This is a genomic window from Bacteriovorax sp. Seq25_V (assembly GCF_000447795.1).
Lineage (GTDB): Bacteria > Bdellovibrionota > Bacteriovoracia > Bacteriovoracales > Bacteriovoracaceae > Halobacteriovorax_A.
In genome coordinates, this window is record NZ_AUNI01000020.1 from 173,402 (window position 1) to 195,398 (window position 21,997).

At 35.5% G+C, this 21,997-nt stretch carries 24 protein-coding genes; 15 read left to right on the forward strand and 9 right to left on the reverse strand.

Features of this window, described 5'->3' with window-relative positions; genetic code table 11:
* Positions 1-80: 80 nt before the first annotated feature.
* From M900_RS13535 to M900_RS17335, 3 genes are read left to right on the forward strand one after another with little or no spacing between them, the layout of a single operon-like run.
* The gene (locus tag M900_RS13535) at positions 81-1,565 is read left to right on the forward strand and encodes a response regulator (protein WP_021275613.1); all 1,485 of its coding nucleotides are present in this window, start codon (positions 81-83) and stop codon (positions 1,563-1,565) included.
* On the forward strand, positions 1,565-1,921 hold the full coding sequence (locus tag M900_RS13540; RefSeq protein ID WP_021275511.1) for a response regulator: 357 nt from the start codon (positions 1,565-1,567) through the stop codon (positions 1,919-1,921). Before M900_RS13535 ends, M900_RS13540 begins: the two co-directional genes overlap by 1 nt.
* An 8-nt stretch (positions 1,922-1,929) precedes the next feature.
* The gene (locus tag M900_RS17335) at positions 1,930-3,102 is read left to right on the forward strand and encodes a response regulator (protein WP_021275639.1); all 1,173 of its coding nucleotides are present in this window, start codon (positions 1,930-1,932) and stop codon (positions 3,100-3,102) included.
* Here the strand turns inward: M900_RS17335 and M900_RS13550 are convergent.
* From M900_RS13550 to nadE, 3 genes are all read right to left on the reverse strand, one after another.
* On the reverse strand, positions 3,095-3,484 hold the full coding sequence (locus M900_RS13550) for a response regulator (RefSeq protein ID WP_021275423.1): 390 nt from the start codon (positions 3,482-3,484) through the stop codon (positions 3,095-3,097). The genes M900_RS17335 and M900_RS13550 overlap by 8 nt on opposite strands.
* A gap of 221 nt (positions 3,485-3,705) precedes the next feature.
* Entirely contained in the window at positions 3,706-4,266 is a 561-nt protein-coding gene (locus M900_RS17830; protein ID WP_021275343.1) for a hypothetical protein, read from the reverse strand.
* Positions 4,267-4,284: 18 nt separating this feature from the next.
* Complete coding sequence (gene nadE / locus M900_RS17340) at positions 4,285-6,021, reverse strand: NAD(+) synthase (protein WP_021275484.1); 1,737 nt, start codon at positions 6,019-6,021, stop codon at positions 4,285-4,287.
* A 59-nt stretch (positions 6,022-6,080) separates the two neighbouring features.
* Here nadE and trmFO point away from each other — a divergent pair, with 59 nt between their 5' ends.
* Genes trmFO through M900_RS13580 form a run of 4 tightly spaced genes read left to right on the forward strand, consistent with a single transcriptional unit; the run spans position 6,081 to position 10,367 of the window.
* A complete protein-coding gene (gene trmFO, locus M900_RS13565; protein WP_021275311.1) occupies positions 6,081-7,439 on the forward strand; it encodes a methylenetetrahydrofolate--tRNA-(uracil(54)-C(5))-methyltransferase (FADH(2)-oxidizing) TrmFO in 1,359 nt (452 codons plus the stop codon).
* Entirely contained in the window at positions 7,439-8,338 is a 900-nt protein-coding gene (locus M900_RS13570) for a DMT family transporter (protein ID WP_021275401.1), read from the forward strand. Before trmFO ends, M900_RS13570 begins: the two co-directional genes overlap by 1 nt.
* A gap of 10 nt (positions 8,339-8,348) precedes the next feature.
* Positions 8,349-9,311 carry an NAD-dependent epimerase/dehydratase family protein gene (locus M900_RS13575; RefSeq protein ID WP_021275649.1) on the forward strand — a complete coding sequence of 321 codons (963 nt, stop codon included), beginning with the start codon at positions 8,349-8,351 and terminating at the stop codon, positions 9,309-9,311.
* 15 nt (positions 9,312-9,326) lie between these two features.
* On the forward strand, positions 9,327-10,367 hold the full coding sequence (locus tag M900_RS13580; RefSeq protein WP_021275323.1) for a hypothetical protein: 1,041 nt from the start codon (positions 9,327-9,329) through the stop codon (positions 10,365-10,367).
* Here the strand turns inward: M900_RS13580 and M900_RS13585 are convergent.
* Positions 10,364-12,193, reverse strand: a complete 1,830-nt coding sequence (locus M900_RS13585; RefSeq protein ID WP_021275412.1) for a hypothetical protein — start codon at positions 12,191-12,193, stop codon at positions 10,364-10,366. The two genes, M900_RS13580 and M900_RS13585, sit on opposite strands and share 4 nt — an antisense overlap.
* A 199-nt stretch (positions 12,194-12,392) precedes the next feature.
* Here M900_RS13585 and M900_RS13590 point away from each other — a divergent pair, with 199 nt between their 5' ends.
* From M900_RS13590 to M900_RS13610, 5 genes are read left to right on the forward strand one after another with little or no spacing between them, the layout of a single operon-like run.
* Positions 12,393-13,403: an amino acid ABC transporter substrate-binding protein gene (locus tag M900_RS13590; RefSeq protein WP_021275646.1), complete on the forward strand. Its 1,011-nt coding sequence runs from the start codon at positions 12,393-12,395 to the stop codon at positions 13,401-13,403.
* Positions 13,404-13,412: 9 nt separating this feature from the next.
* Complete coding sequence (locus M900_RS13595) at positions 13,413-14,570, forward strand: amino acid ABC transporter permease (RefSeq protein ID WP_021275558.1); 1,158 nt, start codon at positions 13,413-13,415, stop codon at positions 14,568-14,570.
* Complete coding sequence (locus tag M900_RS13600) at positions 14,571-15,632, forward strand: amino acid ABC transporter permease (RefSeq protein ID WP_021275291.1); 1,062 nt, start codon at positions 14,571-14,573, stop codon at positions 15,630-15,632.
* Positions 15,632-16,378 carry an amino acid ABC transporter ATP-binding protein gene (locus M900_RS13605; RefSeq protein WP_021275536.1) on the forward strand — a complete coding sequence of 249 codons (747 nt, stop codon included), beginning with the start codon at positions 15,632-15,634 and terminating at the stop codon, positions 16,376-16,378. Before M900_RS13600 ends, M900_RS13605 begins: the two co-directional genes overlap by 1 nt.
* Before the next feature lies 1 nt (position 16,379).
* On the forward strand, positions 16,380-16,979 hold the full coding sequence (locus tag M900_RS13610; protein ID WP_021275661.1) for an alpha-ketoglutarate-dependent dioxygenase AlkB: 600 nt from the start codon (positions 16,380-16,382) through the stop codon (positions 16,977-16,979).
* On the opposite strand, the gene M900_RS13615 is transcribed toward M900_RS13610, so the two are convergent.
* Positions 16,956-17,672 (reverse strand): arginyltransferase, encoded by a 717-nt coding sequence (locus tag M900_RS13615; RefSeq protein WP_021275617.1) that lies wholly within the window; start codon positions 17,670-17,672, stop codon positions 16,956-16,958. The genes M900_RS13610 and M900_RS13615 overlap by 24 nt on opposite strands.
* Positions 17,673-17,824: 152 nt before the next feature.
* Between M900_RS13615 and M900_RS13620 the strand changes: the two genes are divergently transcribed.
* Positions 17,825-18,145, forward strand: coding sequence for a high-potential iron-sulfur protein (locus M900_RS13620; RefSeq protein WP_021275356.1), 321 nt, complete (start codon positions 17,825-17,827; stop codon positions 18,143-18,145).
* On the opposite strand, the gene M900_RS13625 is transcribed toward M900_RS13620, so the two are convergent.
* Both M900_RS13625 and M900_RS13630 read right to left on the reverse strand, forming a co-directional pair.
* Positions 18,146-18,736 (reverse strand): DTW domain-containing protein, encoded by a 591-nt coding sequence (locus tag M900_RS13625; RefSeq protein ID WP_084703608.1) that lies wholly within the window; start codon positions 18,734-18,736, stop codon positions 18,146-18,148. It lies immediately after the preceding gene.
* Positions 18,729-19,181 carry a hypothetical protein gene (locus M900_RS13630; protein ID WP_034732793.1) on the reverse strand — a complete coding sequence of 151 codons (453 nt, stop codon included), beginning with the start codon at positions 19,179-19,181 and terminating at the stop codon, positions 18,729-18,731. The genes M900_RS13625 and M900_RS13630 overlap by 8 nt, the downstream gene beginning before the upstream one ends.
* 166 nt (positions 19,182-19,347) lie before the next feature.
* Between M900_RS13630 and M900_RS13635 the strand changes: the two genes are divergently transcribed.
* Positions 19,348-19,530, forward strand: coding sequence for a hypothetical protein (locus M900_RS13635; RefSeq protein ID WP_021275573.1), 183 nt, complete (start codon positions 19,348-19,350; stop codon positions 19,528-19,530).
* On the opposite strand, the gene M900_RS13640 is transcribed toward M900_RS13635, so the two are convergent.
* Positions 19,531-19,977, reverse strand: a complete 447-nt coding sequence (locus M900_RS13640; protein WP_021275443.1) for a hypothetical protein — start codon at positions 19,975-19,977, stop codon at positions 19,531-19,533.
* A gap of 3 nt (positions 19,978-19,980) precedes the next feature.
* Entirely contained in the window at positions 19,981-20,769 is a 789-nt protein-coding gene (locus M900_RS17345) for an endonuclease I family protein (RefSeq protein ID WP_021275603.1), read from the reverse strand.
* A 197-nt stretch (positions 20,770-20,966) separates the two neighbouring features.
* Between M900_RS17345 and M900_RS13650 the strand changes: the two genes are divergently transcribed.
* Positions 20,967-21,983, forward strand: coding sequence for a 3-oxoacyl-ACP synthase III family protein (locus tag M900_RS13650; protein ID WP_021275416.1), 1,017 nt, complete (start codon positions 20,967-20,969; stop codon positions 21,981-21,983).
* Positions 21,984-21,997 lie beyond the last annotated feature (14 nt).

Here is a 21,997-nt window from a genome sequence, read left to right on the forward strand (position 1 = left end):
TACGATAAGGAATATATGCTAAATAAAAAGTTAATAAAATCACACATTTTAGGAGCATACATCTTGTATACTGAAATTATATGAAGATACTGTACTTTGGAATTGATAACACATTTATAAAATCTCTTGATCTAGAGCTTTTAGATTCTGGCTTCTTGCTATACTCTGTTTCAAATCTTGAAGAATTGGAAAAAGAGATGAATAGCTGCGCTCTTGTTTTAATTGATTATGACCATGAAAAGGAAATAATTGAGAAGGCTGTTGAGAAGATCAAGGACATTGAAATGAAGCGCGCGGGAAAGAATATTCCCCTTATTTATATCAGTAATAAAGATAATTTTGATGAGAAACTACGTGCATTCCATATGGGAGCAGATGAATATGTTGATAAGTATGAATTAAAGTCATTGAAGTTAAAAATCAACTCTTTTTTAAGACCAGATCTTATTTGGAAAGGTCTTAATACCTTACTCGTTGAAGATGATAGAATCTCTGCTAAGTTTATTTCTCACGTTCTTACTTCAAAAGGTGCAAATGTAACTCTATTTTTGGACTCTGTTGAGGCTTTTGAATACTTAAAAGCAGGAAATGTCGTTGATCTTATACTAACTGACCATATGATGCCAAACCTCACGGGGGTTTCATTTGTTAAGAAAATTCGAAAAGAGTTAGGGATCCGTGCAGTTCCAATTGTTTTCATTAGTAGCGAACAGGATAAAGTTGAAATTTTGGAGTTTTATAAGGCCGGAGGTAATGACTATATTGGCAAGCCACTTATTAAAGAAGAGCTCTATGTCAAAGTTAATCAACTTTTAGAAAATACGATCAAGACATCAATCCTTAAGAAACAAATTGAAGAACTAGAAAAGTTAAGTCGTTTAAAAGATCAGTTCTTAGCCGTTTGTTCCCATGACTTAAGAACTCCTTTGAATACTATCTTAGGACTTTCCAATATTATTGGTGAGGAAGAGGATATAAAAGATATTAAAGAATATGGAGATCAAATTGAAAAATCAGCTCGAGAACTTCTTGAAATGGTTAATGAGCTTCTTGATTTCAGTGATATTGAACTTAAAAAATCTACGGTCAAACTAACTTCTGTAAATGTTGTTGAAATCTTAAAGAACGCACTTCGTAATATCAGCTCAATCAATACAAAGCACCTTAGGTTATCGATCGTGTCAGATTTTGATGAAGTTTTAATTAATGGTAATAAAGGAATGCTTCAACGTGCTTTTTCAAATGTTATGAGTAATTCGTATAAATTTACCGCAGAAGGTGGTGAAATAAAGTGCACTGTTTTAAAAGATAATGATTTTGTAAATGTTATTGTTTCGGATAGTGGAATAGGAATGTCATCAGAAGAATTATCACATCTTTTTGATACTGTTCCTACGACTGGAAGAGAAGGCCTAAAGGGCGAGAAGAGTACTGGATTAGGTACCAAAATTGTTAAAAATATCATGGAAAAGCATGGTGCTGAAACGAATGTAACTTCTATTGAAGGAGTTGGAACAACTTTTACATTTCGATTTCAGATGTCTTCAAATGAGAAAGGAACATAATGAGAGTATTATTTGTTGACGACAGTATAGATAATCTAACTTTGTATAAATTATATTTTAAAAAAATGACAGAAATTGAGATTGATTACTTTGCTGATCCTCGAGAAGGTTTAACCCATGCTCTAAACGATAAGTATGATCTTATTTTTCTAGATATACAGATGCCTGAGATCGATGGGTTTGAGTTTAAGGCAAAACTTGATGAATCTAAAATAGTAGCAACAATATGCGCTCTAACTGGCTTTACTGATGAGAGCACACTCGAAAAAATTGAGTCACACAATTTTTCTGAGATTATAAAAAAGCCAATTTTAAAAAAAGACTTAGTTGAATTAGTAGAAAAGTATAAAAAATAGGATACATGATGAAGAGTAATAATTTTCAAGATGCATTAAGTTTAGCTAGAGAGGAGTTTATTGAATCTCTTCCTAGCGAGATTGAAGCTCTAAAGAATGTCATCGTCAAAAATAAGGATATTAAAAAGTCAGATATTTCTGAAAAAGATATATCTAGCTTTATTCGAAGTATTCATAACATTAAATCGGTAGCCGGGTCCTATGGACTAGACTTTATTGTGAGTGCTTCACGCAATATTCTTGATCATACTTCTTATTATTTAAATCTTGAGAAGGATTCAATTGTAGATTTTGAACTGTCTCTTAAAATTTTTGACTTAATGGAAGATTACATCAAAAGTCTTCAAAAATCGTCTCGATCAAATTATTCTGTTGAACTTGATAATCTTTTGACGGAAAAGCTTACGAAGAAGAGAGTTTTGCTAGTAGAAAAGGATGAGAGACTTATTGAACACTTTAAAAACATCTTCAATAAAAAAGATATAACGTATTCAATTGTATCCTCAGGGATTGAGGCCTTTAGTCGCCTACTTGATGAACGATTTGATTTACTGATTACAGATCTTCATGTTGGTAAACTTGATGGGCCAAGTCTAATTGCTTCTACACGTGTATCAAGCAGTGTTAATCAATCGATTAAAACTTTGATGTTAAGTGTTTCATATTTTGATCTTCTTCCATCAATATCGATGCCTGATTTCTTTATTTCAAAGAATGAGAATATTCTCTCCTCTTTTGAAAAAGCGATTGATAAATTCTTACGGCCTGATAGCGTAGAAAATACAGAGGTTGTTAAAATTTTGAGTTTAGATGATGATAAGAATATTCATGACCTTTTAAATATCTCTTTTCGTTCTCATAATATTGAATACGACTTCGCAATGGATGGAGATTCGTTCATACAAAAATTTACGAGCAATAAGCCTGATATTGTCCTTCTGGATCTCATTTTAGAGAAGGAGAGTGGGGTTGATGTTATAAGGCGACTTAAGAAGAAAGTTACTTCTTTTGACGTTCCTGTAATTGTTCTTACGAGTCTCGAAGGGCAACTGAGAAGTGAGTTAGTTTCAGAAATTCCATTTATTGTAGGTAGCTTATCTAAACCTTTTACTCCGAAAGCAATGGCGAAGGAAGTTCTGACTCTTTTCAAACAGAATAAAAAAGGTCTAAGTGCTAGCTAAGTAGCTGTGATATTTTTTCTTTGAGAGCAGTAAAGTCAACAGGCTTAGTGATATAGTCATCGGCCCCAAGGTCTTTGGCTAATGACTGTCTTTCTGTGTCAGTATAAGCTGAGGACATGAAGACAGGAAGATCTGGCATCAGTGATTTTACTTCCCTTAATAATTCAAACCCGGAGATACCTGGCATATTAATATCAGAAATAATGAGTTTGAAATCATTTGCCGCTTCTGACTTGAGTTGAGCAATCGCTTCTTCTCCTGAAATACAAAACACAATTTTGAATTGGTTCGCTTGCACTTCTTTTTTAAATACTTTCTCGTATAGAAATTGCACCGATTTCTCATCATCAACAATTAATATTTTCTTTTCTAGGCTATTCATTACTCAAGCTTCTTTATGAACATGTTATGTTCTTGAAATTAAACATAGGTTAAAAAACTTTACCTTGTGGTTAAGAAATTTTACCACACTCTTAATTTTCAAACAATTAATTTTCGAAGTGTTTTTTTATATGATTATAGATCAATAAATTTAGATGGTTAGTTAAGATTGGTAAATATTTCTTAAGTATGCCCCGAACCTAGACGCTCGGGGCCGTAAAATTATTTCTTTTTTGCTGGCGACTTTGGAGTAACCTCTTTCTTAGTAGAAATTTTCTTTTTTGGAGTTACTGGAGCCTTCTTAGCTGTCGCTTTTTTTGCTGGAGCTTTCTTAGCTGTCGCTTTTTTTGCAGGAGCTTTTTTTGCAACTACTTTTTTTGCTGTTGTTTTTTTAGCAGGAGCTTTTTTCTTCGTAGCAGTTGTTTTCTTTTTTAAAGGATTTACTTTCTTTGCTTTTGAAATTTCTTTCTTAACGTGACCCTCAAGAGTTTTCTGAAGCTTGTTTAGTTCTTTTACTTGTTCATCAAGAAATTTCTTCGCTTTCTTTACTTCTTCTTGAATTGTTTTATCAATTAATTTTTCAACAGCTTCCTTTTCTTTTTGAATTCTGTTAACTACTACTTTTAGATCTTTTTCTACAACATTTTTAACTTCTTGCTCAGCGTTCTTTACAAGGTCTTTTACTGTCTTTTGAACATCTTGAAGAGAGTTCTTTTGAATAACTTTTTCTACGTGTCCTTTAACTTCTTTAAATGAATTTAAAACTTTCTCTAAATTTTTCATTGAATTCTCCTAATTTGATTATATATATTTTGTTATCGGCATTCTTCTTCCAAAACCAAAACTTTTTGCCTTTAGTTTAATAATTGGGCAAAACTGAAATCTCTTATACTCTGAAATTTTACAAAGTCTATAAACTTTTGTCACGTCCGCCGCAGGAAGTGAAGCATCGATGAGGTCTTGTTGACTATAGCTGTATGAAAGGTGTCCTTCAAGTATCGTGTCTAAAATTTCATATGGTGGCAGAGAGTGAGAATCTTCTTGGTTTTCTCGAAGTTCGGCACTTGGTGGGCGCTCGATTACTTCAATTGGAATAATATCTCCAAACTTCTTGTTGATATACTTTGCCAATGTGAAAACTTCGGTTTTAAATAGGTCTCCAAGTGGGCTTATTGCCCCAACACTGTCCCCGTAAAGAGTTGAGTATCCCACTGATAACTCCGACTTATTTGATGTGTTAAGAACCATTGCACCAGTCTGGTTTGATCTGGCATAAATTAATGCCCCACGGAGTCTACTTTGAATATTCTCGTCAGCAAGGCCTTCCATTTCAGTGAATGTGTCGCGAAATTGGTTTCTCACTGTGCTATGGAGAAACTTGATCGGGAGACTCGTGAGCTTAATGTTAAGATTTTTACAGATTTTTTGAGATATCTCCCAACTAAGTGTTGCTGAAAACTGACCTGGCATATAGACCGCTTCAATTGTTTGATCAGGTTGTTTGAAAAGACCAAGCATTGCTATAACTAGTGCTGAGTCCATCCCTCCTGAAAGGGCGACGAGGAAGTTCTTCATTCCACATTTTCTTGCGTAATCCTGAATTCCTAGATTGAGAGCATGGAGAATTTCCTCACATTCCTGATCAGAGAGTTCTTTTATTCTCAGGTGTTCTTCTTTGACTTCAAGTCTTGGCGTGAATAACGACTCCCAAGAATGATCTAGTTTTACAGGTGGTCTCGAGCCATCAACTACTTTTGCGGCCTGAACTTCGGCAGAGATGATATCTTGCTTGAAACTAAGTGCTTTTTTGGAAACAGTTCCTTCTGAGAAAATAAAACTACCACCATCAAAAACAATCTCGTCTTCACTTCCTACGCGATTTGCATAGTAATAAGGCACGTTGAAGCTTTCATAGATCTGCTTTACACGAGCAATTCTTGAAGATTCCTTGCCAATATGGAATGGGCTTGCCGAGAGATTGAATACTCCATTGATCTCTTTACCTGAACACAATTTGAGTAGGTCAGAGACAGGGTCAACATCGTAGTGATCTGATGCCCACATGTCCTCACAGATAAGAAGACCAAAGGTTTTTCCGTTAAATTGATATAAAGCTGCCTCTTGGCCAGGCTTAAAATACTTTGCTTCGTCAAAAATGTCGTAGTTTGGAAGAAGTCTCTTTGAGTAGAGCTTTCTCATTTCTGCTTGCGACGAAAGCTCAAAAATTGAATTTTCGATATACTTAGGGTTGCCGAGGTCGTCGAATGTGTAGTCTAAGCCTCCTAATAGGAGAGAGGTATTTTCTGTACGATCTAAGCCCTGCCACCAGACTTTTAGCTCTTCAAAAAACTCATGGTAGCCCTGAATAAAATCTCTTTGAAAACAAAGGTCTTGGAGCGGGTAGCCACAAAGAAAAAGCTCCGGGAAAAGATGAATATTTCCCTGAAAGTTTTCACTGGTCGAAAGTTCCTTAAGATATGAAAATATTTCACTAAAATTAGCTATTTGGTGGTGGGTTTGGTGTATATAAATTTGCATGAACGTCACACTCGGGGTAGATAGATTTATAATATATTATATAGCATAAAGGTAGAATTATGACAAAAGTTGTTGTTATTGGAGCAGGGCTTGCGGGAAGTGAAGCCGCTAATTTTTTAGCGAATAAAGGTATCGATGTTGTTCTTGTTGAAGGGAAGGCCATCGAAAGAAATCCGTCGCAAAAAATTGATACTTATGCCGAGCTTGTTTGTACAAACTCCCTAAAGTCAATGAAGCCTGATTCAGGTCATGGACTACTTAAATATGAAATGGATAAATTAGGCTCAATCGTTCTTGAAAAAGGAAGAGAGACTGCTGTTCCTGCTGGAGATGCTCTTGCTGTGGATCGTGATGCATTTTCACTGGCTATTACAAAACATCTTCAGGCACATCCAAAGATAGAAATTATTAATGAGCATATTTCTAATCCTCTTGAGATCATTGAGAGATGTGAGGCCGAGGCTTGTATCATTGCTACGGGACCTTTGACTTCAGAAGGTCTCTCAAATTGGTTAAGAGAAAATATTTCTGATGATGACTTCTATTTCTACGACGCTATTGCACCTGTGGTTGATGCTGATTCACTTGATTACTCAAAGCTATATTACAAAGATCGTCATAAGGCCGTGAGTGAAGAAGAAGGGGAGAATGCAGATTATTTAAATGCCCCAATGAATCAAGAACAATATGAAGCATTTATTACAGAGCTTCAAAATGCAGTTAAAGTTCCTGCTCAAAACTTTGAAGATTATAAATTTTTTGAAAGCTGCCTTCCGGTTGATATTATGGCCGAAAGAGGAATAGATACAGCGAGATTTTCTTGTATGAAGCCAATTGGACTAGAAATGGAAGATGGAACACTTCCATACGCCTGTGTTCAGCTTAGAAAAGAAAACCTACTTGGTTCAGCATTTAATCTCGTTGGATTTCAAACGAGACTTACATATAAAGAGCAAGTAAGAGTGTTTAGAATGATTCCAGGTTTTGAGGAAGCAAGTTTTCTTCACTTGGGATCTGTTCATAGAAACTCGTTTATCAACTCTAAGAAGCTTCTTAATAATGATTTAAGTTCTAAGAAATTCCCAAATATTTATTTTGCTGGGCAAATTTCTGGAGTTGAGGGTTATACTGAAAGTGCTTCAATGGGATTATACGTTGCATCTCAATTAATGAAGAAACTAGAGAATAAAGAAGTGAGACCATATCCAATTGAAACAGGAATGGGTGCACTCGTAAATTATATTATGACAATTGATAAGCCAGCACCTTCTAATATCAACTTTGGACTTATACCTCCTGTGCCACTTAATAAGGAGCAGAGACGATTTAGAAAGGGAAGAAAGGCCCTAAAAAAAGAACTTGCCGCTGCAAGAGCGAGAGAAGTTTTCGATAGCTTTTATGAGGAATACTTAAAGTAATGAAAGGAATTATATTTATTCTTATTGCTAGTTTACTTTGGGCCATTGACACCTTGGTTCGCTATCCTTTGTTATTTAAAGGACATTCGGCAGAGCTTATTGTTTTTGGAGAGCATTTATTTTTGGTGCTATTTCTCCTCCCAATTATTTTAAAAAGTAGAAAGAAATTTCTTAGCACAAAAGTCTCAAATATTTTTTACTTCTTTGTCATCGGTGGACTTGGCTCTGCAATTGGAACGCTAACTTTTACAAAGGCGTTTTTCTTAGTAAATCCTTCTCTTGTGATTCTTCTACAAAAACTGCAGCCCGTTATCGCTATTGCTTTATCTGCATTGATTCTAAAAGAGCGTATGAAACCAAAATTCTTTCTTTGGGCCATCGTCGCTCTCATTGGCGGAGTTATGATCAGCTATCAGGATCTTGCTCCTGGTGTGAAGCTCATTGTTGAAGGGCAAGCCGACTTCACTAGTAATAGTTTGAAAGGTTATTCACTGGCCTTGATTGCAGTTATCAGTTGGGGGGCCGCAACAGTATTTGGAAAAGTGCTTTCGAAACAAGGTTTTGATGAGAAAGAAATTATGAGTGGAAGATTTTTAATGGGGCTTATTTGTCTTCTTCCATTTTTACTAACATTTAATATTGATCTCAATTTTTCTGCAATTTTTTGGGGGAAAGTATTCTTTTTGGCCTTCATCTCTGGTGCCGTTGGAATGTACTTCTACTATCGTGGACTAAAATTAATTCCAGCTCATTTGTGCACTTTGGCAGAAATGTTCTTTCCTTTCTTTGCAGTTATTGTAAACTGGATTTTTTTAGGAAAAGAGCTCAGTATGTTACAAATTACAGGAGCAAGTCTTTTGCTTCTGAGTTCCACCGTGATACAATTAAAGCATTATTAAGGAGATATTAATGCAAAAGTTACCAATGGATTTAACAGGTAAAAATATATTAGTTGCTGGAGCTGCTGGTTTTGTTCCATCACATGTTTGTCAGCTATACCTTGAAAAAGGGGCGACTGTTTACGGACTAGATAATTTTATTACTGGTTCAAAATCAAATATCGAACTTTTATCAAAGTTTGAAAAATTTCATTTTGAAGAGAGAAATATTTTTGAATCGATTCCAGAGTATAAGGACGTTAAGTTTGACTATATCCTCTCTCTTGCTTCTCCAGCTTCTCCAATTGATTTCAAAATTATTCCTCTTGAGATTATGAGAGTAAATAGTGAAGGGACACTTAAGCTTCTTGAATTAGCTAAGGCCCATGGTGCAACTTTCTTAGAAGCTTCAACTTCAGAAGTGTATGGAGATCCTGAGATTCATCCTCAAGTTGAAAGCTATGTTGGTCACGTTAATCCAATCGGGCCTCGTAGTTGTTATGATGAAGCAAAGAGATTTGCTGAAGCCTTAACGATGTCATTTCATACACGTTATAATGTTGATACAAGAATTATCAGAATTTTTAATACGTACGGTCCAAGAATGAGACCAAATGATGGCCGTGTTATTCCAAACTTTGTTAATCAAGCAATGGATAATGAAGAACTCACAGTATACGGTGACGGATCACAGACGAGATCATTCTGTTATGTCACAGATCTTGTAAATGCAATTGATCACGTATTAATGCTTGGTGATCACATGCCATATAATATTGGAAATCCAGACGAATATACAATTAAAGAGTGTGCGGAATTAATTATCTCAGCTCTTGATAGTAAGTCTGTACTCTCTTTTAAGGAACTTCCAAAAGATGATCCAAAAAGAAGAAGACCAGATATCTCTCGTGTAATGAAGCTTGGTTACCTGCCAAAGGTTACTTTTGCTGAAGGGTTAGAGAAAACTGCAAGTTACTTTAAAAGTTTAAAATAGATTGGGAAGAAAATAGTGAAAGTTGTTGTTAGTTGTGATGCTGTTTTAAAAAGAGATTACTATTTAGAAATTATTGAGTCAGTTCTTGATGTTGTTGGCGAGCAGTGTGAGCTTTATGCTCTTGTTCACCGTGAAGGAAAGATTGTTGGTCCTGTTGAGCAGAGGAAGATTCACTCATCATTTCTAAGCCATAAAGTTGATTCTTTTTCAGAACTAACTCAACATAACTTTCTCATTCCTGGAGCGGCGAAAAATCTTTTTATTCCTTGCTCAGTTGATCTTATTATAAATATCTCTCGTGGCTATTCCCATGGTATTTTAAAGTGCGAAAAGACAAAGCAGATTACTTTTATCGTGGAGGATATTGATTCTCAGATAAAGAAGAAGACATTTAAACAAAAGATTTTCTCTTCATTTGTAAAAAGCTTCCAAGCTAAGAGTCTTTCGCAAGTTGATAAACTTTGGGTTTCAAATCTCAATCTTATACCTGCAAGCCTTAGGGATAAGGCCACTGTTGTTGCTCCTCCAGTGAAGCTTATGGATTATAAAATTCTACCGGATGCACTCTTTGTAAGAGATTACTTTGTTGTTAATGCTGAATCTTTAACTGTTGAGGAAGCAAAGGCATATATTGGGCTTGGAAAGAAATTTAAATTTATTGGCAGTGATGATCACCTGGAATCCCTTAAAGTTGGTCATGAAGAATGCTTCTTTGGTGATCGTTGTGGGGGAGAGTTAGCTCCTTTACTTGCTGGGGCAATGTTCCTGATCGATCACGAGCAAAATGAAGTACCTGTTAATACATTAAAAACGCTTGCATCTGGACGTCCTGTACTTGGGATGCCAAATCAATTCATTTCATATGGTGAGGGCTATTATAATCTCGCTGACTTTAATTTATCAGATGATGTATCGATCCCTGAATTTGATAAGAATAAGGCCAGAGGTTTAGCACTGGCCTTTGAAGAGTTAAAATTTAAGCATATGATTAATAGAGAGTTGATGAGTCTGTCGCCACTCACAAAAGTGGAACAAGAGTCTGATAACTGCTGTTAGTTACCAAATCTCTTATTCACTCGTACAAGATTATAACGATTACTAATAATTTTAAAAATTGATAGCTTTCTTTCTGGATTGATCGAGTTGATACTCTTACTCACATCTCCTTCTGTACTACTATCTTCTCCTGAGTCAGTAAATGCACTATCAACATTGAAACCATTTGTTGCTCCTTCAATATTTCCTTCAAGTCCGTCAAAATTTAGACTTGATTCGAGCTTATTGAGATTATTCTTTAAAGTACTGTCGTCATACTTCGGCATCTTATAATAATCATTTGATGCGAGAAGATTTTCTAATGGCTTATCTGAAGTTGGTGCAGTGACTGCTGAACTACCATAACGGTGGTTAAGAACTGCAGCTCTTACAGGATTTAGGTTTGAGTTTTTAAATGCGGCCAGTCTCTTGTTGAATTTTCCTTCATCAAGAATGTCTCCAACTTGTTCAGCAGCTTCACCTTTTACTAGTTTCTTATCCAGAATATGTTTAGCTAGTTTCTTATTTACTCCATTAATTAGGGCAAGGTTCTTATCTGTTGAGAGAGCGTCTAGGCCTGAGTAGTCACCATTATAAGCATTATTTTGTGCCTTCTCCCAATCTGAAAGGTTGAGCTTCTGTGCGACTTGGGCGCCAATTCCTTTATTTGGAACGGAGTATGAGACTTTCTTACATGATGAATCTTTACATGGACAACTAACTACCTCATTTGAACTTGAAACACATTGAGCAAATTCAGATACTGATGCTCTAGAGCTGTCAGCTATTGATGCCGCCATTCCTGTTCCTAAGTTAATAGCTGTTCTTGCTCCACTTAGATTCGATGCCACATTGGGTTTTTGCATAAGGGCCATACTCGGCATATCTTTGTTATACATAGAATCTAGTTTCTTTTTTAGCTTTTCGGCCTTTGTTTTATTCTTTGACCATTCGCTTGCTACTTTCTTAGAATCTTGTGCGGCCGTAAGCTCAAGGGCCATAACAATATAACCCGCTACTGAAACGTATGGAGAGCATGGGTTTTCCGCAACACAACCTGTAAACCATGAAGTTGCTATACAGATAAGAGCTATTGTCGCTGAGATTCCAGCTAAGGCCGCTACCATTGTATGATTTTTAGCCTTTTTCTTTGCTGCTGAAATTACCATATCCATTGCAGTGATTTGTTTTTGAAGTGAAGCACTTTGAGTGTGGGCATTCCAGCCTTTTTGATCTTTGCTGTCCTCTTCTTTTAACATATCGGCTGCGGCCTTAAATTGTTTCTTTGATTCTTTATTTTGAAAGGCCATGAAAGCTGCGGCAAGAGCAACACCTCCGGCGAGCATCGCCCCTATCCCGTCTGGGCAAGTGAAACCAAAGTATGCGGCACAACCAAGTCCTACAACGGAAGGTAGAGTTGTATCCATTGCGCCAGGATTACTTTTTGATGTCTTTTCATTATGTGCAGCTAGTTCTGCTCCAAAGTCTCTTAAGTTCTTTTTACATGCTTCCTGCATCTCAGTAGGTTTTGCATTACAGTCATTATATTCTTTGTTGTAATCTCTATTGTCAGCTGCACTAGCACAAACATTGAGGTGACAGTTAATTTCGAGATTTTGAGACTTACATTCTTGAACCTTTGCTGAGTACTCAGGTTTATCGATACAATAATTTGCGGAGTCTTGAGATTCTACTTCTGCGCTAACTAAGACTTCAACTGGCTCTCCTTCACTTTTCTGTGTCGCAGCCTCTTGTGCAAGAGGAGCGAGGCACAGTGTCCAGCTGATTATTGAGATAAGTAATTTTCTTAACCAGTTTGAGTAGTTCATATCAAAACCTTCGTTCATTTTCTTAATTTTAAATGTTTATCGGCATTAGTTGATTAATACATTAAGGTTTAAAGTGATTTCAGTGTTTTATGTCATTTGAAAACGATTTTATGCCGCCAACTATGGGTGGCAAGTCATCGGAACAATATTCCTTAAGTTCTTAAAATCATGGAATATATCTATAATAAATAAAAAAGAAATTTTAAGGAGTATAAAGATGAGTCTTTCATTTAAGAAGATAACGATACTAGCTGTAATGGCCTCTTCGGTTTTGGCAGGAAAAACTCTTGATGGCATTAAGAAGAGAGGAACTCTTAAGTGTGGTGTTTCGACTGGGCTTCCTGGATTTTCAACACCAGATTCAAAAGGTAATTGGCAAGGACTTGATGTTGATTTTTGTCGCGCACTCGCTGTTGCTGTTTTAGGAGATGATACAAAAGTACAGTACGTATCACTTAACGCTCAACAAAGATTCACAGCTCTTCAATCTGGAGAGATTGATGTTCTTTCAAGAAATACTACCAATACGCTGACTCGAGACACTTCAACGGGACTTAATTTTACGACTCCAATTTATTATGATGGGCAAGGTTTCATGGTGAGAAAGTCCTCGAAAATTACAAGTGCTATGCAATTAAGTGGGGCAAGTGTTTGTACTCAGCAAGGAACCACAACAGAGCTTAATATGTCAGATTTTTTTCGTGCTAATAGACTAAAGTTAAAGCCAGTTGTTTTTGAAAGTAATGATGAGGTAGTCCAATCTTTTGTGAAAGGTCGTTGCGATGCTTTAACAACTGATGCTTCTGGACTTGCAGCGGAAAGAAGTAAGTTTAAAAATCCTGATGAGTTCGTGATTTTACCTGAAGTTATTTCAAAAGAGCCTCTGTCTCCAGCTGTTAGGCATGGTGATGATGAATGGTTTGATATCGTTAAGTGGACAATGTTTGCATTAGTTGAAGCTGAAGAAATTGGAATTACAAAAGAAAATATTAGTACATTTCTTAAGTCAAAAGATCCACGAGTAAAAAGATTTCTTGGAATAACACCTGGAAATGGTCAAGCTATTGGGCTTGATGAGAAGTGGGCATTTAATATTATTTCAAAAATTGGAAACTACGGTGAAGTTTTTGAAAAGAATGTTGGAAAAGGAAGTACGCTTAAGCTTGAAAGAGGGCTAAATGCTCTATGGAATAAGGGTGGATTAATGTTTTCACCTCCTTTTAGATAAGGATTTATTTTGTTAAAGAAAATTTTAAATGATGAAAAAATTCGCTCTACACTTTTTCAAGGTGTAGGGCTTTTATTTATTTGTTCGATTATCTACTATTTCTTTGTTAACACTCAAGCCAACTTAACAAAGCAAAATATCCAAACTGGTTTCGGCTTTTTTGAGCTTGAAGCAGGTTTTGATATTTCAGAGAGTATGATTGAATATTGGTCTGATGATACTTATCTTAAGGCCCTTTATGCAGGTATTTTAAATACAGCGAAAGTTGCGCTAATCGGGAATATCTTTGCTATTGGGCTTGGAGTTATTATCGGAGTTGGTAGCTTATCGACAAATTGGATCATTAAAAAAATCTCAACGACATACGTTGAAATCGTGAGAAATATCCCGTTACTTCTTCAGCTTTTTTTCTGGTATGCGATCTTAACTGAAAACCTTCCAGATGTTAAAGATGCGATTGAGTTTCTTCCTCACTTCTTTTTAACAAATAGAGGTCTCTTTATTCCTTTTCCTGTCGAGTCAATTAAGTATGCTTATATTTTTGTAGCATTGGTTGTCTCAGTACTTGGTTACTTTTTTCTTGAAAGAAGAAGAGATATTAAAACTGAAGAGACAGGTCTTGAGTCTCCAGTATGGCAAAGATTGAATTATCTAATTTATCTTTTACCTGTCGTGACATGGATGGTTTTAGGGAAACCTACAGAGCTTTCGATGCCAGAGCTTGTTGGTTTTAACTTCCAAGGCGGCTATACTTTTACTCCAGAGTTTACGGCATTACTTGTTGGACTAATTATTTATACTGCCGCATTTAATGCAGAGATTGCGCGTGCAGGTATAAACTCAATTAGCAGAGGGCAGTGGGAAGCCGCTTCTTCGCTTGGTCTTTCTAAAAAAGATACGATGGGAAAAATTATTTTACCACAGGCCTTAAGAGTTATGGTTCCACCTCTAACTTCACAAATTCTAAACTTAACAAAGAATAGTTCACTCGCTGTTGCTATTGGTTACCCTGACTTTGTTTCAGTAACAAATACAACGATGAATCAGACAGGGCAAGCGATTGAGTGTGTTTTCTTAATTATGGTTGTTTACCTAAGTTTTTCATTATTAACTTCATTTATTATGAATATTTTCAATAATAGATTTAATAAATTTGAGAGATCATAGATGAATATGGTTAATAAATTTGTATATAGATTTCCTATTTGGTTAAAAAAGAATCTTTTTAACACTCCTATAAACTCTGTAATATCAATATTTGCGATAGCCTTTCTGTGGAAGTTTATCGTTTATGTTTTTGACTACATGCTTGTTGGAGCCGTCTGGGGTGGAACGGCCAAGACATGTCGTGAAGTGGGTGGGTTTTGTTATCCGTTTCTATTTGAAAAGGCGCGTTTTATTATTTATGGATTCTATCCTAGTGAGCTTCTGTGGCGTCCTACACTTGCGATGGTACAACTATTTGGAACAATATTTTATATTAAGGAGCCTAGTCGTTTTGGTGTAAAGACCTTTATTTATTTGACTATCTCTTTTGTGATTTTCTTTTGGCTTATTGGTGGTGGAGTAGGACTTTCTCCTGTCACAAATGACAAGTGGGGAGGTCTACCTTTAACCGTAATGCTTGCTTTTATTGGGATTCTATTTTCATACCCTTTTGGAATACTCCTCGCCCTTGCACGACGTTCTGAACTTAAAATATTAAAGATGCTTTCGGTTTGTTATATTGAGCTTATCCGTGGAGTTCCTCTCATTTCAGTTCTCTTTATGAGTTCAGTTATGTTTCCTCTCTTTCTCCCCGATGGAGTGAATTTTGATAAGCTTCTTCGTGCTCAAATTGCGATTATCATGTTCGTTTCTGCTTATATGGCGGAGGTTATTCGAGGTGGTCTTGCTTCTATAGATAAGGGGCAGTATGAAGCAGCTCAGTCTCTAGGACTTAGTTATGCTCAGACAATGATTTATATTATTATTCCTCAAGCGATTAGAATTGTCATACCACCAACAGTGAATACTGCGATTGGGATGTTTAAAGATACATCTCTCGTTTTAATTATTGCTCTCTTTGATTTGTTAAATACAACAAAAACGGCAATGAGAGACGCAGAGTGGCTTGGTTTTTCTCTGGAAGGTTATGTTTTTGTTGGAGTTATTTATTATGTATTTTGTAGCTTAATGTCTAAATATTCAAAAAGGCTTGAAACCGAATTTGTAGTTAAGGAGAGGTAATGTCATCTCAAAATGAATTAATGATTGAAATGAAAAATTTAAATAAATGGTATGATCAATTCCACGTGTTAAAAGATGTGAATCTAAATGTAAAACATGGTGAAAAAATTGTTGTTTGTGGTCCATCTGGCTCTGGTAAATCGACAATGATTAGATGTATAAATCGTCTTGAGGAATTTCAAAAAGGGTCGTTGACCGTTAATAATATTCCGCTCAATCATGATTTGAAAAATATCGATGCCATTCGAAAAGATGTAGGAATGGTTTTTCAACATTTTAATTTATTTCCACATTTGTCAATTCTTGAAAATTTAACACTCGCTCCAATTCGTGTTAAGCATATTCCCAAAAAAGAGGCCATTGAAATGGCGATGAGTTACCTCGAAATGGTAAAGATTGCGGATCAGGCGAATAAATATCCAGGGCAAATATCTGGTGGACAAAAACAACGTGTCGCGATAGCAAGAAGTCTTTGTATGAAACCAAAGGTTCTTTTATTTGATGAACCAACATCTGCACTCGATCCAGAGATGGTTAAGGAAGTTCTTGATGTTATGGTTGACCTTGCAAAAGAAGGGATGACAATGTTATGTGTAACTCACGAAATGGGGTTTGCCCGTGAAGTCGCTGACAGAGTCATTTTTATGGATCAAGGAACAATTCTTGAAGAGAATACTCCACAAGAATTTTTTAATAACCCACAACATGAAAGAACAAGAGAGTTTTTATCTCAAGTAATTCACTAATATGCAATTTGGACTTTTTGGGGAACCAGAATCGATTGAAGTAATTAATTTGGATGGTGAAGTCATTTACTATCCAAATTTCTTTACTGATGATTTTTTCGAAGAATTAAGAAAAGAAATTAATTGGCGCCAAGATAAAATTACTCTCTATGGTAAAACTCACGACATCCCGCGACTCCAGGCCTGGTATGGGGACGGTGAAAAGGACTATAGTTATTCTGGTGTAAAGCTTCAAAATAATAATTTTAATCAAGTTTTAAATATTATCCGTGAGAAAATTTCAACAGGCGTTGGACTTGAATTTAACTCTTGTCTTTGTAATCTCTATCGTGATGGTAGAGACTATGCTGCTTGGCATAGTGATGATGAGAAAGAGTTGGGAGTGAATCCCATTATTGCCTCTGCAAGTTTTGGAGAAACGAGAAAATTTATCTTCAAACATAAGACTAATAAAGGTGTTGAAAAAGTTGAATTGAATGTCGAAGACAAATCCCTCATTATTATGAAAGGAAAGCTTCAACACTGCTGGAAACATCAGATTTCAAAAACTGCAAAAAAGGTTGGACAGAGAATTAATCTAACCTTTAGGACTATCAAGTAGAAGATCATTCCAAGTCTTAGTATCCCATTCATAAATTTGATTTGGTTTAAATTGTGACTTGTATGCCATTGATTTATTCTCCTCAATCCAATAACCCAAATAATAATGAGAAAGATTATCATCCATGGCATATTCAATTTCTTTGAGTGCTCCAAAAGTTCCTAGATTTCGCTTGGAGTAATCAGGATCAAAAACAAAATAGACACTACTCAAAGAAGTCAGGCCTTTTTCTAAAATACCAAAAGCAATCATTTTATCATTAAGAAAAAATTCACTCACTAATTGTGTTCCAGTATACTGATAAAATGTTTGTCTGAAATCTTCTTCATTATCGACATGCTTACTTTCAAAACGTGCAGATGAATGCTTTAGATAGAGTGCAAAGTGTTCTTTTCTAAAAATAAGTGGTGAAAAATAAACTTTAATATCAGAGTTTTTCTTTAATATTTTTCTCTGTGATTTTGATGGGTGAAATTTATCAACTTTCAATCTTATGGGGAGACACTTCTGACAACCATGACATTTTGGCCGAAATTGAAACTGTCCAAATTTTCTCCAACCTTCACTTAATAAAAAATCCATTTCTTCTTTTTCTATTTCCGAAGCAAAGAAGAACTGGTGCTGTTCGAGCTGGCCTTGGAGGTAAGGACACTTGTCTGGGGCCGAAATTCTTGGAGTCGTCAGTAGCTTCATATGTCTATATTATCACGTAGAAATGTTTGATGGGTCAAACAAAAGTCACTGAAATTATTGGAAAATTTTACCAAAATATGACTTATGTCAATGTACGGGAATATATCATTATGATAATGTAATTTCATACATACTAGAATTAGGAGATATATATGGATAGAAGAAAATTTTTTATGTCTGGAGCTTTAGGTTTAGCTTCTCTTGTTGGTGCTCGTTCTGTCTTAGCAAATGAGTGTAAAGTCGGTGCAGAGCCTGCAGGTAAGAAAGTCGCAAAGAATAAAGAAAGACTTGATTATGTAGTAAATGCTGCTGATGCGAAATCACATGCAAAATACAAAGCTGGTTCAACTTGTGCGAACTGTAAGTTTTATAAAAAAGCAAAAGAAGAAGGTGGATACGCTCCATGTCCAATGCTTGCTAATAAATATGTTTCAAATTGTGGATGGTGTAAGTCTTACGCAGCTGCAAAGTAATTATGATGGGTCCTTAGAGGCCCATTTTTTTTGCTCTTCAACGACTTTGGAGAGTGGTGCCAATAAACTTTCATAACTCTCTCCATTAAGATACTCAAGACTATATACTAAAGCCTCAAGCGTGGACAATGCTTCTTCAGCGCAAGCTTTGCGGACGCTTTTATAAATTGTTTTAGGAGTGTCCCCCTCGCTAAAATGATAAGTTGGTAGACTTCCAAGAAGTTCTTGATTACCAAGGAGCAAGCTTCTTGCCTTATCCCATGTTCCATCGAGTAGAATGAGATTTTGTTTTCTGTTTTTTTCTAGCTCTTCTATTTCTTTTGAATGATTGTTTTTAAAAATTAGTATTGGTTTATATTTTTCGATAAAGTCTATAATTATACTTTTAAAATGTGGATTATCGCTATCAAGAAGGATCAGGTTATTAATTTGAAGCTTGGCCATTAAAGCTGTATTAAAAGGATGCTCGCGCTCTTTAACGTGTCTAATAATGAGAACATGGTTCTCGATCATTGTTGGCCTTAGCTGGTCACAATAACAATTTGAAACAGGTCTTAAGCATTCGGTACAGCTGAGGCGTTTACTAGTCATGACTGTCGTTAAAAGTGTCGAGGTATATTGGTTTGCGATAGTACATGAGAAAGTAAACTACAGGGTAAACAGCGAGCTCTAAAATAGGGTGAGAGCATTCGTAAACAATATGATCTTGAATGTATGATTTTTCATCAGAAATCTGTCTAATCTTATGAGTATGTTTCCAGAGAGTGAAAGGAAATGGCATCTCACGTGCTTGATCAACAAAGAAGCACTCTTCATCTGACTCAAAAGAATCGACAATAATATTCACCCATGATTGGTAGTTTCCAAGAACAGATGAAATAATGTGGACTTCTCCATTCTTAGTACAACCATCAAACTGAGTAATTTCAATTTTAACAAATGGTGGAGTCAACTTGATGAGAAACTCCTTCTTGAATTGACTCAAGATATCTCTAGGCCTACCAAATACATTTGTTCTAATATTTACTCGTTTCATACTCTTATTCTATCATATATTAATTAGTTAGTTAAAGTCCTGAAAGGTAGACGCTTCCTATACATAAGTGGCTAAAACTTGACCTTTAGATTTTTTCCTGTAGAATTTAGTAATTATTATTTGTTTACACTCTGTAGATAAATATCCCAGTGCCATAGGAGGTTGCATGAGCTTACTTGAAAGATTTAAGCTAGAGGACCAAGAGATGGAAAGGTTTTCATTGAATCAGGTCTTTATCCCACACAAGGATAGTCCAAAAAAATTGGATAAGGCCATTAAATGTGAGTCCTCAAAATTGATTTCTGACAACGTTGAATTAGAAGAACCAACTTCTACTTCAAATAGTTAATTATCTTAAGCGGGACTTTACACAACGTGTGAGTCTCGCATCTCCAATTTCAAATTGATCAAGACAATCACTGTAAATATTTTCTGTGAAAATTGCGCACGAGCCATCTTCGCTAAAGCGAGATTCTTTTCTGCGATCCATACAGAAGTAGGTGAGATTTTGGGAAATTTCAATTTCCTGTTCTTTCTCATCGACGCGAACCACCTTTGGTTTTTTTGGTTCAGCAGTATGTTTTGGAACGATAGTAATTTTTTTGTAGCTCTTATGAGATTTTTCGTCTTCTTGTAATTTATCCCAATTCCTCGCTCGCATAAGTCTATACTTCTCTAGGAGAAGTTCTTTTTGTGTACGAGGTCGGTATTGCTGTTTTTCGACAGTTTCAATAGTTTTGATACCAGCACATGAAGTAAGTACTAGTAGGGTGAATATAGTAATCAAGTTTTTCATTTTTTAAAAATCTTTTACGAGGTCTACCAAGTATGGATCATCAATATATGGATTTCTATTTTTTTGAATTTTATATATCTTTTCGTTTCGAGCGATCTCTTCTTCATCAACAGGATCTTCTTTGTCCCATTTTCTCAAGTAATATTCTTCTGCATTTGAAATTTCCAACTGATACCTTGTAGAAAAATAAAATAGTGCTCTCGCAACATTCCCTCGGTGATTAACTGGTGGCTCGAAAGCTTTGATTTCTTCAGTTGAATTTTTAGCAGTACCTCTTTTAGATATTATGCATTTATCTGATACAACTCTTCCATCAACTTCTGCAAAGATTAAATTACTTCTTGAAGAATTTGCATTTGACCAAACTCCGAATAAGTGATGAAGATCATTTTTTTGAGTATTCTTTGAAAATTTAGGATTGAATTTACTTTGTGGCCAAGTGTGTTCACAATTTAAAATATTAGGATTTGGAATCTTGTCCTTTCCGATACCTACTTCTTGTCCGTATCTCATATCGCAATAGCGATCTTCGAAATAATAATTTCCAGATGAATCTCTTTTAAGATCAATTTCACCGAAGAGGTACTGTCTTGCTCTTTTGTAATCGAAATTAACTTCTTGATCCTTTGAGATTGCCTCAAAGAGATGGGATTTAAGCGAGCCGTCTTGAGAATACTGTTCAAGTTTTTCAACAAGATCTTTTGAGTAGAAATTATTTTTTGATAAATCTCCAAAAGCACTGCTTGCAATGATGAATGTAAAGTACACACAAAGGTGTCTAAGCTTAGACATTTTTAATTCCTTCCTTGGAATATTATAAGTTTAACAAGAAAATTTAAGAAGGCCAATAAAAAAGTTAAAAAAATTAGATATTTAAGGAGTCTAAAATTGTCAGAATTATTTTTAACTGATAAATATTTTTCTTCATTTAAAGAAATTCATTTAATGATGTTATAATATTATATACAAAATTTATCTAAGGTGATGTTATGAATTTTTCAAGTCGTATTACTGGTGTTGGTTCTTTTGTACCAAAAAATATTTTCACAAATCATGATCTCGAAAAAATGATGGATACTTCTGATGAATGGATTCAGCAGAGAACTGGAATTGTTGAAAGACGTTGGGTAGATCAGGGGACATCTACTTCCGATCTTGCTGTTGAAGCAAGTATTGAGGCAATTAAGAATGCAGGTATCGATAAGTCAGAAATTGATATGATTGTATTTGCTACACTATCTCCAGACCATGACTTTCCAGGAAGTGGATGTTTCTTACAAGCAAAACTTGGTATTCCTGAAATTCCTGCGATTGATATAAGACAGCAGTGTACGGGCTTTATCTATGCGATGAGTATTGCTGATAAATTCATTAAGAGTGGATCACATAAAAATATTCTTGTCGTAGGAGCCGAGGTTCATTCTAAAGGTTTAGATAGAACACCTGAGGGAAGAAATGTTGGAGTTCTTTTTGGAGATGGTGCAGGTGCAGTGGTAATGAGCCAGTGTAGTGTTTCTGACTCTTCTAAAGATTCTCACTTTATCAATGCACACCTTCATTGTGACGGATCATATGCTAAAGAGTTGTGGTTACCAGCTCCTGGTACTGGATTTGATGAGCCTGATAGAATGAATCAAAAGATGTTAGATGAAAAGTTACATTATCCGTATATGAATGGGAAAACAGTTTTCGTTCATGCTGTTAAGAGAATGTCTGAGTCTCTTAGTCGCCTATGTGCAGAGCAAGGTGTGACTATTGATGATATTGATCTTTTCTTATTTCACCAAGCAAACTTAAGAATTAATTCTAAGATTGCAGAAATGATGAATATTCCAGAAGAAAAAGTATTTAATACTATTCAAAAGTACGGGAATACAACTGCTGCAACCATTCCTCTAGGAATGAATGATGCAATCAAGGAAGGTAAATTAAAGCCTGGGATGCTTGTTGCTTCTGCTGCTTTTGGTTCTGGGTTTACTTGGGCTTCTGCTCTTTATAGATTCTAATATTTTATATTCAC